General features: G+C 60.0%; 8 protein-coding genes. 1 reads left to right on the plus strand and 7 read right to left on the minus strand.

The window, feature by feature from the left end; all coding sequences use genetic code 11:
• Positions 1-370 precede the first annotated feature (370 nt).
• From EOS_RS01975 to EOS_RS01995, 5 genes are all read right to left on the minus strand, one after another.
• Positions 371-1222 (minus strand): hypothetical protein, encoded by an 852-nt coding sequence (locus tag EOS_RS01975; protein WP_152693061.1) that lies wholly within the window; start codon positions 1220-1222, stop codon positions 371-373.
• Positions 1223-1266: 44 nt separating this feature from the next.
• The gene (locus EOS_RS01980) at positions 1267-3501 is read right to left on the minus strand and encodes a TonB-dependent siderophore receptor (RefSeq protein ID WP_235442670.1); all 2235 of its coding nucleotides are present in this window, start codon (positions 3499-3501) and stop codon (positions 1267-1269) included.
• A 740-nt stretch (positions 3502-4241) separates the two neighbouring features.
• Positions 4242-5795: an efflux transporter outer membrane subunit gene (locus tag EOS_RS01985; RefSeq protein ID WP_047844922.1), complete on the minus strand. Its 1554-nt coding sequence runs from the start codon at positions 5793-5795 to the stop codon at positions 4242-4244.
• A complete protein-coding gene (locus tag EOS_RS01990) occupies positions 5785-7323 on the minus strand; it encodes a DHA2 family efflux MFS transporter permease subunit (RefSeq protein WP_047844923.1) in 1539 nt (512 codons plus the stop codon). The genes EOS_RS01985 and EOS_RS01990 overlap by 11 nt, the downstream gene beginning before the upstream one ends.
• Before the next feature lie 2 nt (positions 7324-7325).
• Positions 7326-8453: an HlyD family secretion protein gene (locus tag EOS_RS01995; RefSeq protein WP_053063722.1), complete on the minus strand. Its 1128-nt coding sequence runs from the start codon at positions 8451-8453 to the stop codon at positions 7326-7328.
• A gap of 168 nt (positions 8454-8621) precedes the next feature.
• Between EOS_RS01995 and EOS_RS02000 the strand changes: the two genes are divergently transcribed.
• Positions 8622-9278: a TetR/AcrR family transcriptional regulator gene (locus EOS_RS02000; protein WP_047844925.1), complete on the plus strand. Its 657-nt coding sequence runs from the start codon at positions 8622-8624 to the stop codon at positions 9276-9278.
• Between the two features lie 254 nt (positions 9279-9532).
• Here the strand turns inward: EOS_RS02000 and EOS_RS02005 are convergent, their stop codons facing one another.
• A complete protein-coding gene (locus tag EOS_RS02005; RefSeq protein ID WP_047844926.1) occupies positions 9533-11275 on the minus strand; it encodes a GMC oxidoreductase in 1743 nt (580 codons plus the stop codon).
• A gap of 347 nt (positions 11276-11622) precedes the next feature.
• Positions 11623-12330 (minus strand): LbetaH domain-containing protein, encoded by a 708-nt coding sequence (locus EOS_RS02010; RefSeq protein ID WP_235442671.1) that lies wholly within the window; start codon positions 12328-12330, stop codon positions 11623-11625.
• Positions 12331-12393 lie beyond the last annotated feature (63 nt).

Consider the following 12393-nt stretch of genomic DNA (forward strand, 5'->3'; position numbering starts at 1 on the left):
TTCTCGTCACTTGTCTCAATCGGAAAATACCGCGCGACCGCCACGACGTACTCACCACCGTCGGGCAATTGCAACGGGATCCATCCAATTTCGGTTGCCAACGAAGTGCGTCACGACGCCGAATAATCGTAACTGGCCGAACCCGGACCGATGTCGAACTTCCGTAGACGACCCATTAGGGGCCTCTTGATCGCACGCGACCCGAATGGCAGCTACCGAGGGTGGAAAAGTCATTCATTCTTCATGGCCGCCAAGTCGCACTCGGCCTAACGCGTCGTTTACATTCGCACGGCTCTGCCACGGCGGCATTACCGTAGCGATTCAATCTGAAAATCCGGTCGGGTGGACTACATCGAAAGTCTTCCAAGCGTTACTTCGAAGGCAGTTGAGGGGGCTGGCTTGACGAGGCAGGCGCGCTCACAGCCCAATCGAGCGCGGCATCGAACAGCGTGGTTCCGTCAGCGCTCAGTTTTTCGAACGTCCGATTGCCGAGAAACACCGCAACTCGACGAGCAGGTGCGATGAAGTCGTAGTCCATCGTAGCGCCCTTCTCATAAGCGAACAGTACCGCCTCGTTCGGCTCACCGGGTACAGTCGCAATCACGGTCGCGCCGGGGGCGGCCTTACCCCAGCCCATTTCACCGTCACGAGGATACACCCACCTTTTGCCTGCGGGAACGCCGCCAGCGAGCGGACTCGGCGCGTTGACGACGTTGATGTAGTGCTCCTTCTCTAGCGTGCCGAAGTCCTCGCCCTTTTTTTGCCCCGTGAATCGCAATGAGTCGAAAAGGTCGGACTCCCAGGTCAGCAACGGCAGCGGGACATCCCGAAAGGAAGTGCCAACCATGTCTCGCGCGCTGACAACCGACGAGATGATCACCAAGTCCTGACCTGCCGCCGCGCTTACCGGGCTGGTCTGGTCGACCATCGTGACGACCATTCCGCGTTCCTCGAGATGGGCGCGGACTTTGTCGTCTTCCTCCCGATCACGGTGTTTAAGGCGCGTCACATACAGCACCTTCTTGTGATCCGTGACTGGTCGGCTTACCGAGTCGACTGGCACTTTCTGCGCCAGGGCGCACCCGGTTAATTGAACGAAGACCACTGCGGTCATCGCAACTGTACTGATCGCCTTGCGACGCCCGGGCACGAACAACTCGCCGCGCCGCGTGGCTTCCGAATAAGCAACTTGGGCGCGTCTAAAAATCGACAAGATAGACATCAGATTCACTTCCCTGTTCAGGTTCGGCGTTGAGCCGATACAAATTAAAAATCGAAGGTCGACGTGAGCGAAACCGTCCGTTCCAGCCCGATGCCCAATTGGCTCGATCCCGCCGATGCCCAATAGTGCTTATTGAAGGCGTTCTCCACATTCAGTTGGAACGTCGCGGCTTTGCCGAAAATGCGCGTCGCGTAGCGGGCGCCGGCCGAAAACAGCGTGTAGCCTGGAATAGTCGCTTGGTTGGCATCGTTAATGGGCCGCGATCCTACAAAATAGGCCCCACTATTGAGCGAGAAGCCCGCGAAGTGGGGCACGCGGTAGTTAAGGAAAATACTGCCCGTATAGCGAGGCGTGTTCTCGGGAATCTTCCCGAGCGTCGTCGGATCAGAGCTGTCGACCAAACGGGAATTGAGCCACATACCGGTAGTCACGATCGACAGATCGCGCGTGATGTCGCCCTGGTAAGAAAACTCTAGCCCTCGATAGCGACCGGTACCGTTCAGCGCATAGACGTTATTCGCGTCGGTACTCGCCGCGGGCTGGCGAATCTGAAACAACGCGATCGACGCCAGAGAATCGTTGCTGAAACGATGACGTACGCCGAGTTCCTCTTGCTTGCTGACTGCGGCCGGCAACACCTGGTACGCATTCGATGCCGTGGCCGGAGCGCTCCCGGCCGATTCGAGGCCTTCTATATAGCTCGCATACACGCTCGTTTGCGGCGTGATCTTATAAACCAGGCTTGCCGACGGTGAGGTGCGGTTCACGTCCTGCGTCGTTGTGAACGCTTGTGTCGCGTGGTAGTCGGAGTAGCGCAATCCCGGGGTGAATTGCAGCTCTGACGTCAGATCAATCCGATCGAACACATACGCACCCCGGTTGTTGATGTGCTGCGCATAGAACGCTTTCGACCCCGCTGCGGTGAGTTGGGTGATGCTCACGGGAGAGTACAAATTCTGCGTCGCCGTATAGTAGTAGGTGGTGAAATCCGGCTGGAACTGCCAAGTTTCGGAGGCGCCGAACGTAACATCGTGATTGATGTTTCCTGTCTGGAACAGGCCATTCACTTCGGCACGCGCGACTTTGCTCTCGTAGAACTGGCCGTTCTGTTTGCTTCCCTGCAAACTGCCGTTGCCGGTGTTGACGTTGTACTTTTGCAGAATCCACAACCAGCGATCGCGCTGAGTAATCGATTGCCCGACCGACACATTCGCACTCCAATTATCCGAGATTAAATAGTCTGCGCGCAGCAACTGGCTTGTGGCGGTGGCGTTTGTTTTCTTGTCGTTGGGGACGAGCAGCGTGGAGGCATCGGGCAATTTGGGCAGCGTTATCACACCGTTGACCGCCGCGAGCGGCGTAATGCCGGCCTGTTCCACCACGCGTTCGTCGATATGTTCAAGATCGTATTTGAACGACAGACGATCGTTTGCTCGCCAGTCCAGCGCGACGCTCTCGAACTTGCGATAACCGCGGTCGCCCGTTATGGGCGTCTCGAGGTGCTCATCCATCGCATTCACGCGGATCCCGAACTGGTTGTCCGTGCCAAAGCGTCTAGCGACATCGGCATGCGCGCCGACGGAACCATTCGAGTCCACCAGCAAGGACGCGCTCGTGACCGGCGTGTTGCCAGCTCGTTTGGTGACCATGTTGACAATTCCCGCCGGGACCGCGAAACCGTAATAGAGCGCGGACGCGCCCTTCAATACCTCGACGCGATCCTTGTCCTCCATCGGCATCCAGATGTTGTTGTCGATCGGCAGCACACCGTTCAGGTAATAACTCGTGCGGTTGTCGAGGGCGATGCCGCGTATCGAGAGCTGGTCGTAGGCGATGCCGCTCAACTGTTGACGCACGACACCCGCGACGTTGCGCAGTGCATCATAAAGCCCCGTCGCTGCCTGTGCCGTGAGCACGTCGCTGGTCACAACGTTCACCGTCGCGGGAACGTCAAGTGCATCAAGCCCGCGATACTGCCCGGTGCTCACGGTCTTCGGCGCATAGGTACTTGCCCGTTGCAGGTTGGTGCCGGTGACCGTGACGGCCTTGAGCGTACCGCCGCTTACAACGCCATCGTCTGCGGTGTCGGTCTCGGTCGAAATAGGGACGGCAGTTTCCGAGGCAGGGATCGAATCGGCGGAAAGGTTGGTCGCCGCGCCACTCGCAATCGGCCAGGCTGTGGATACCAGGACTGTTGCGGCGGAGAATGCACGTAGCAGTTCGAATTTTTTCATACCCGCTGTGGAGTAGCGTCGGCGGCGGGGGGTGACAAATTTCATGGATCTTTCGCGCTCAATAAATAGGGCGGGAACATTCGGATTGACTTTTAAAACGCGAGCCATCTTAATTGCAAATGAGTCGCATTTATACATTAATTAAGTGCTCGCTACAATCTCAAATTTGACTTAGATGGACGTAAATCCGCAACCGTAGAGAGGAAAGGCAGGCCGCTCGTTCAAACGGGCGCTCGCTTTGGCGAGAGGCACAGTGGGTAAACCGATGGCCCGGCTAGGCCGAACAAGCCGGTCCAACGCAAAAAGGCTGCAGCGGATGCCAGGTGGTTTGCTCAGTTCCCAAGCGAGCTGTGGCATGTACAAAGGGACGGGAAGATGATTTCTCGAAGACTCGGAAATGCGGAGGGTAACTGTGCTTAAGTGGCTGTTTACGACTGCGGACGCCCGCTGCCGACGTGTTCCCCAACACCGATGACCGGCTACGGAACGATTATTCGACTAATGGCGGCCGACCGCTGTCGGAGATGCAAGCGACGTTCGAATCTCCGCGCAGCGACGTGCATGGACGGCGGAAAGTGGCCGATCACTGACGATCACCATTTCGCTTTACGCTACTTCGACGGCGAATAGATTCGTGCGGCGATGATCAATATACCGAGCGCCTACCAGTAGGGTCGCGATGCTGAGCATCGGCAGGCAGCTCGTTTGTCTCCTCACGGTGGTGCCTTTTTCGGGCGCTGCCGGCGGATCGGCTGGACAACTTCGAAAACATCAATCGTCCAGCTTCATTCTCGTCCGACCGTGGACACTACGCCGCGACTGGCGTATTGCCCGGCCTCCGCATCCCACCCTCCGCCCAGCGCCTTATACAGCGCGACGAGGTTCGTCGATACCGTCGCTGTGCTGTCGACCCATTGTTGCTCGCTCGTCAACAAGGTTTTTTGCGCCGTCAATACATCCAGGTAATTCGACAGACCCCGGACATAGCGCTTGTTTGCGATGTCCAACGCGCGTTTTGACGCTTGCACGCTTGCATCCAACCGGTCTCGGCGACGCTGTTCGGCGGTAAAGCCTGTCAGCGCGTCATCGACTTCCTGGAACGCCGAGAGCACCGTCTTGCGGTACGTGATCGCCGCCTCCTGCTGCTGCGCCTCCCTCAAGGCGAGTGTGGAGCGCAGGCGCCCACCCTCGAAAATGGGAATCGAAAGGCTCGGCCCCGCGCTATAGCTGCGCGCACCCCAGCTACCGAGATTCGTGAATTGCGTCGCCTGAATGGCGACGCTTCCCGACAGCGTGATCTTGGGGAAAAAATCCGCCTTCGCCGCGCCGATGTTCGCCGTCGCAGCATGAAGCTGCGCTTCCGCTTCGCGGATATCCGGCCTGCGCCTCGCGAGCTCCGATGACAGCCCGATCGGCACGCGTGGCGGTACCACGGGCACGTCCGGCGTTTCCTTCAGCTTCTCCGCGAGCGTTCGCGGATACTCACCAAGCAACACCCCAATGGCATTGATCAGCTTCGCCTCCTGCTGCTCTTCCTGCGGAATATCCGCGGCGTTCGACTCGGCCTGGCTTTGCGCATTGGCAACATCGAGATCGGTAGCGAGTCCATGCTTGGCGCGCTCGTTCGTCAACTGCACGGTGCGCTCGGCAAACGCGAGGTTTTCCCGCGTGATACGCAGCTTTTGCTGCGTTCCACGCAGATTGAGATAGTCGCGGGCGACTTCCGCAGCCGTCGACACGATCGCGTCGTGCCGCGCTTCGTTTTGAGCATCGACTGTGGCGCTCGCGTTTTCTGCCGTGCGCCTCACGCGGCCCCAGAGATCGAGTTCCCACGATGCATCGAAGCCATATTGATACAGGTTGAACGGGGGCAATGCGGCTGATGTCGCGCTTTGCGTCGGTATGCCGCCCTGTCGTCCGCCCAACCCGTTCGTATCGGTTGCCGACGGTGACCCGCTGCCCCCGAGCAGGCCGATGACGCCATCGGCGCTCTGAAGCTCACGCGTGTAGGAGGCGTTGCCGTTCAACGTAGGGAGCTCATCAGCTCTCGCTTGCCCGAACTGCGCCCGCGACTCGGCCAGCCGCGCCGCCGCGACCTTGAGATCGAGATTGCTGTCGATGGCGCGCGTGACCAGCTCTGTCAGAAGCGGATCCCCGAAGCTGTTCCACCATAGCGGATCAACGGGTTCAGGCACCGCGACCGAACGAGCGGCGTCGGTAGTGGCCGGCGCCTCGGGCCATTGCGCCGGCGTCTGCAATGCGGGACGCTGGAAGTCGGGGCCCATCGTGCAGGCGGACAAGAAGGCTACAAACGGAATCCATCGATAATCAATGCGCATTAACCTGTGCCCCCTTCGGCAGCTTCGGCAACAACAAACAAATGGGACACAGCACGAGCGAGATCACGCCCAGCATGATGAAGACGTCGAGGTAACTCATGACCGACGCCTGCTGCTCGACCCTCCCGGCGATCGATCCAAGCGAGCTGACAAAGCCGTTGTACGGCGTGATGTGCTCGGCGAGCCTCGCATGGTGAAACTGTTCCCGCCACGCGAGCTGTGTCGTCACCAGCGACACGCCGAAACTGCCACCGAGATTACGCATCATGTTGATCAGAGCCGACGCATTGTTGTTCTCTTTCGGCGGGATGCCGATGAACTGCACGGTCGAAAGCGGAATGAAGAGGAACGGCAGCCAGATCACCTGATAGAGCCGCGACAACGATACATCCCAGAAGCCGATGTTCAAGTCGAGTCCCGCGGTATGAAGCAACGCGAATCCGGTGCCGGCGAGCGACATCATGACGAGCCACTTGGGCTGGAACAGGCGCCCGGTCACAACGCCCGCTATCGGCATGATGAACAGCGTGACGAGGCCGCCCAGGCCGAGCGTCAGGCCGGCATTGGTTGCGTCATAGCCCAGCAGTTCTTGCGTGAATTGCGGCAGCATCTGCGTCGTGCTGTTGATGATGAAGCCGAACGCAAACATCACGCTGCAGCTGATGGCGAAAGCGCGCGACTTGAAGAGCCGCAGGTTCACGATCGGCTGCTCGGTGGTCAGTTCACGAATGACCAGCGCCACGAGCGCAACGCCCGCGATCGCCGTGAACGTGCAGATGAAATTCGATGAAAATCCGTCCTCGCGCTCGAACTTGTCGAGCACGATCTGCAGGCTACCGAAGCCGGCCGCAACGAGAAAAAAGCCCAGGTAGTCGATCCGCAGCCCTTTATCGAGCAGGGCGCGCCGTTCCTGCTGCACCAGCTTGCTGTCGCTCACGAACATCCACGTCAGCACCAGCGACACTATTCCGACCGGCAGGTTGATCAGGAACACCCAGTGCCACGAATAGTTCTCGGTGATCCAGCCCCCCAGCATCGGTCCAATGGCGGGCGCCGTGACGACCGTGAAGCCGTACAGCGCGAACGCCATCGCGCGTTTTTCGGGCGTGAACGTATCGGCGAAGATGCTTTGCTCAACAGGAGCCAGGCCGCCGCCGCCCAGGCCCTGAAACACGCGAAAGACGATCATCATCGGCAGCGACGTCGCGAACCCGCATGCCACCGAACTGACCGTGAACAGCAACACGCAGATCATGTAGAACCGCTTGCGGCCAATCACGTTCGCGAGCCATCCGCTGATCGGCAGGACGATCGCGTTGCTCACGAGATAGCTGGTCGTGATGTAGGTGCTCTGGTCGAGGCTCGCGCCAAGGCCGCCGGCAATATGCCGGAGCGCTACGTTCGCGATGGTGGTGTCGAGCACTTCCATGAACGTCGCGATCGACACGATGACCGCGATCAGCCACGGGTTGAACGGCCCCGCCGCCGACCGGGGCAATGGCGCGTGGGCTGCGTGAGTAGCGGCCATGGTTATCGCACCGTCACGCGCGGGCTGACCGAGAGGCCGGGCGCGAGCGGCAGGTGGCGCCAGTCGTCGCCGTCAAAGACGATCTTCACGGGCAGGCGCTGCACGACCTTCACGTAGTTACCTGTCGCGTTTTCTGCTGGCAGGCTGCTGAAGACCGACCCGGTCCCGCGCTGCAGACTCTCTATGTGCGCATGAAGGACCTTGTCCGGATAGGCGTCGACGGTGACATCGACCGGCTGTCCCACGTTCATGTGAACGAGCTGCGTTTCCTTAAAGTTCGCGGTGACCCACATCTCGTCGGGAACGACCGCGACCAGCGCCTGCCCGGGCGTCACGTAGTTGCCGAGGTTCACCGTGCGGCGCGTCACCTTTCCCGCTTGCGGGGCGAGCACTTCCGTGTAGCTCAGTTGCAGCTTCGCATTGTCGACATCGGCATGGGTCTGGCGCACTGACGCCTGCGCGGCGTCGATCTTCGTGCTCTGCGATGCAACCTGGGCTTCGCCGGCCTGGACCGCCTGTTTCGCGCTATCGAGCTTGGCAAGCGCGCTCTTGGTCGTCGCCTGGCTTTGTTCCAGCTGTTGGCGCGTGATCGCGGCAGGATCTGTACCCGTGAACCGGGCCAGATCCTGCTGAGCCTGCGTCAGGTCTGCTTGCGCAACCCGCACCTGCGCCGTCTGCTGCGCGAGGTTCGCCGTCTGGTAAAGCAGGTCGGCGCGCGCCTGCGCGACTTGCGCGACCGCATTCGCCTCCTGCGCTTCGGCTTGTTCGAGCTTTACTTCAAAGTCGCGCCGGTCGATCCGCAGCAGCGGCTGGTTTTTCTCGACGTGCTGGTTATCGGCGACCAGCAGTTCGACAACACGCCCGTTCACCTGCGACGCGATCTGGCTTTGATTGCTATCGATGAATGCGTCGTCAGTGCTTTCGTAGTGCCGGCTATGCAGCCAGTACGCAACGCCCGCAGCCACGCAGACCAGCAGCACCGCACTGCCGATGATCGCGTTCAGGCGCTTGCGCCGCGGGTCCATCGGCTCGGACGTTTCCTGTTCCGGCCCTTTGCCCGCTTCGGCGCGGTCGCCATCGGCTTTATTTTCGCCGGCGGGCGTGCTGTTTTCGCTTTCACTTCCGGCCATTGCACTCTCCAAAATAATATCGAGATGCATTTTACAATAGAACGAAACGGTATCGTTCTATTAAAAATGCCTGCGATAATCCGACCTTGAGATTTCGTGCAAGGAGCAGTTGTGAGACGTACCCCGAAAAGTATTGATGCAGAGACGGCGTCCTGCCCGATCAGGTCGATGTTTTCACGCAAGAAAGGCCGGCCGTCGAACGCGATGGCGGGAGAGGTCGAAGAGCGCATTCTCGATGCCGCCACGGCCATGTTCCTTCAAGACGGCTTTGGCGGGGCGTCGCTCGAACGCATCGCCGAGGCGGCGGGCGCCGGCAAGGCGACGCTCTACAGCAGGTACAGCGGCAAGGAAGCGCTATTTTCAGAAGTGGTCAAACGAAATTGCGAACGCAGCCTGCGTCTCGTGTTTGAAGCGCCGCACTCAGCGGCGCTTGCGCAACGGCTGGTATCGGTGACGCAGACGCTCGCCACGCGATTGCTCAGCGACGAGGTGATTGGACTGATCAGAATGGTAGTCGCGGATGCGCCGCGGTTTCCAACGCTTGCGAAACTGACGAGCGACGCCGGCAGGTCGCGCGCAATAGAAGCGGTGGCGACGATGATCGCCGAACACTCCGGGCGCACCCTCGAGCCCCAAGCGCGCGCCCAAGCCAAGCGGCATTCGCGCACTCTCGCGACTCAGCTCCTCGATGCGATCATCTCGCCGATGCTCATGAGAGCCTTGATGGGTGAAAATCTTGATGATGTCCGCGGCGACATCCGCTCGCATGTGAAGCAGACGATCGCCATCTTCGTGGCGGCCAATGCACTGGACGCTTTCTTGTAAGCGTCGCGGGGGCAACGCATTGTCATGCGTGCCTCGTTTCTTTAAACGCTTCGACCGCAAATTATCGGTCATCAGCCGTTTGCGATCGAAGCGTGAACCGCCACCCCGCCACCAATCCCAACTACGACCCTACGAACACGACCCAAAACCCCGAGCGCGAGCGAAAAAGACCCGCCAATGAAATCACCCACCGGCGGGTCTTTTTATCGGCTACGAATATCGGGCGCCGAACCTGCCCGATAAAACAAACCGCCCTACTTCTTCGCCATGAAGGCCAGATCCGAAGGCTGACGCAATGTGGATGCAGCAAACGGCATGGTGTCTTCGGACGACGCCCGGCGCTCGGTGCCCGCACCGATCGACGTTACCGATGCAAGCGGCGCAATCTCGCCCCGCAATACCTTCAGCACATGCTCGGAAAGCCGCAGCGTCATTGCCGCGATCGTGATGGTCGGAAAATTCGCGCCGACCGTCGGAAATACGGAGCTGCCCGCCACATACAGATTGCCCATGCCGTGCACCTGGCAGTTGCGGTCGACCACGCCTTGCTTGGGCGAGTCGTGCATGCGGGTCGTGCCCATGTGATGCCACGTGCCTTCCAGTTGCGCCGGCCACGGCTTGCCTTCGAGCGGCTCGTCGAGTTGCACATCCGCCACACCGGTCCGCTCCATTTCCTCCGCCAGCAAGGTCACGGTACGGTCGAAAGTGCGCTTCGCCAGTTCAGTCAACTGCCAGTCCACCTTGACCCGGTTCATGCCGAGCGCATCCTTCTGCAACGACAGCGTCACGCGGCTATCGCGATTCGGCTCCGCTTCCACGATGGTCTGGAACTTGACATCGGTGATCAGCGGTCGCGGCTGCAACAGACGCGCCAGGCCAAAGCAAGCCGTGTCCACCGGATGCATGGCCATGGTCAGCAGGTCCTGCGAGAAGTTCCAGTCCGGCTGATCCTTCTGCAGCACCGCCTGCTTGCATCGGACCAGCGCTTCGGCGCCTTCCGTGTTCTCGCCGCGAAACACCGAGTAGAACCACACGCGTGCATTGAGCAAACGTTCACGCTCGAGCACCTTCTGCGTCAGCGCGAACTGCGACGAGATGAACTGCCCGTGCGCGGACACCGATGCGTTCTGATAGTGATACTTGATGTCGTAGAGCTTGTTGCGCGACCACGGCTTCTTGAACTTGATGCTGCCCTGCATGGTGCGCGGGTGGTCCATGAAATAGCGGCCCACCAGGTCGTTGCCATTGCCAAGTCCCGCGGCCTGCACCTTGTTCGATGCAAGCAGCAGCCGCGCGTTTTCGATGCCGCCCGTCGCCAGCACGAAGATCTTCGCGGACACGGTGAAGTGCCGGCCGCTCAGCGTGCCAACCTCGATACGCGAGACGTGGCGGGCATCGGTATCGGTGTCGATGTTCATCGCGTTGGCGTTGAGGAACACGCGCACATGCGACGACTGTTCGAGCACGGCCTTATACACCTTGCCGAAACGCACCGGCGGGCTGAATTGCGAGATCGTGTCGCGTATGGTGCCGCTCGGCAGCGGATGACGCCTGACGTCGTCGCGGCCAATGGCGGCTTCCCAGTAGGCCGGGTCGAAATTGTTTTCGCCGAGCTTGAGCAAAGCATGCGTGCGGGCATAGTACGGACGCAACTCGTCGAGCCCGAAAGGCCAGCCGCTATCCTTCACCCAGTCACGCTTTTCGAAGTCCCACGAATCGAGCGGGCGGCACCAGCCGCCCCAGCAGTTACTGCTGCCGCCCAGAAAGCGGCTGCGGCTGCCGTCTGCGTAAGTGTAAGGAATCCCGACGTTCTCGCCGCGATACAGATCGCGCGTGGCATCGTCCGGCTTGTAGCCGCCGCTCTCCAGCAGAACGGTATCGATCCCGTGCTTATCCATTTCGAGCGCCAGCGTGATCCCCGCAACCCCTGCTCCGATGATGCAGACCGTGGTCTCCACTACCGCGCGCTGCTCAACATTCCGGCTGTCAATGAACATTCCCCGTGCTCCCTCTCGTGTGCAGCGGTTCGCCCACTTGTTGTGTTCGGCTCTCCGCTGTCGTCACCCGTTATCGAAACGTTTTGCTGCCGGTGCTGCTTCATGCGGCTGACATGCCGCCAGCACCCGACAGGTTTCAGTCCCTATTTCATCCACGAAGCACCGCGCGAGTTCGGTCGAAATTACTTGCAGCCAGGAAGCCATGCCAGCCTTACCTGCGTGTAATAATCGTCGGACCCGTGCTTCGTCACCCGCCAAGATAAAGGCCCAGACAGCCAAAAGCGCGCTGGTCGACGCGCTTGGCACACCGTGCAAGCCCTTTCTTTTAACGGCGCCCTATCCTGGTGCTATGCGGCAAACCGCTTTCTGATAAATCGCACCGGATTACCGCCATATACGCCCTCTGCATCCAGTGACCGATGCACCACCGACAGCGGTGTGACCACTGTCGAGCGGCCGATGGTCACGCCCATTTGTACGACGCATTTCGATGTAATCCACACACCGTCCTCGATCACGATCGGCGCAACGCGCAAATCCATGTTGGTCGCAAGATCGTGTGAACCGGTGGTGAGAAAAGCGTCTTGCGAGATGCATACATTCGAGCCGATCCGGATCAACGCCTGGTTGTAGATCCATGCGTTCACGCCGAACCAGCAGTTGTCGCCCACTTCCAGGTTCCACGGCGCCTTCACGCGAATGGGATGCGGCATCCGGCAACCTGAGCCAATGCGCGCGCCAAAGCGGCGCAACAGCCAGACGCGCACGGCCGACACCGGTATGAACTTGTTGTTGATGATGGCGGCTTCAATAAAGAACCACACGATTTCCGTCAATGTGCCGCGTTTAGCCACGTAGTTGCCCTTGCCGGCGAGACTGAGGTCGATGACCTTGCCGGTGTTGCTGCTGTCACTGCTGTTTGTGTTTCTGGTGCTGTCGAAGCGCGCTGCGCCTTCGTCCGCGCGCGGGGCTGAATGATGCGCACGCCGACTAGTGGTGGCCTGGTCTGTCGCCACCTGGTCCTGAACGCAATGTTCCTCGATTGTTCTGAGCATGATTCCCGGCCCCCGAGCCCGTCACGGCGAATTGAAATAACGACGCCGCATGAAACGATTATC

Source organism: Caballeronia mineralivorans PML1(12), assembly GCF_001028175.1.
Lineage (GTDB): Bacteria > Pseudomonadota > Gammaproteobacteria > Burkholderiales > Burkholderiaceae > Caballeronia > Caballeronia mineralivorans.

Coding starts and splice junctions, on each gene's coding strand:
- EOS_RS01975 (WP_152693061.1), bottom strand. CDS start 1,222: ATGTCTATCTTGTCGATTTTTAGACGCGCCCAAGTTGCTTATTCGGAA.
- EOS_RS01980 (WP_235442670.1), bottom strand. CDS start 3,501: ATGAAATTTGTCACCCCCCGCCGCCGACGCTACTCCACAGCGGGTATG.
- EOS_RS01985 (WP_047844922.1), bottom strand. CDS start 5,795: ATGCGCATTGATTATCGATGGATTCCGTTTGTAGCCTTCTTGTCCGCC.
- EOS_RS01990 (WP_047844923.1), bottom strand. CDS start 7,323: ATGGCCGCTACTCACGCAGCCCACGCGCCATTGCCCCGGTCGGCGGCG.
- EOS_RS01995 (WP_053063722.1), bottom strand. CDS start 8,453: ATGGCCGGAAGTGAAAGCGAAAACAGCACGCCCGCCGGCGAAAATAAA.
- EOS_RS02000 (WP_047844925.1), top strand. CDS start 8,622: ATGTTTTCACGCAAGAAAGGCCGGCCGTCGAACGCGATGGCGGGAGAG.
- EOS_RS02005 (WP_047844926.1), bottom strand. CDS start 11,275: ATGTTCATTGACAGCCGGAATGTTGAGCAGCGCGCGGTAGTGGAGACC.
- EOS_RS02010 (WP_235442671.1), bottom strand. CDS start 12,330: ATGCTCAGAACAATCGAGGAACATTGCGTTCAGGACCAGGTGGCGACA.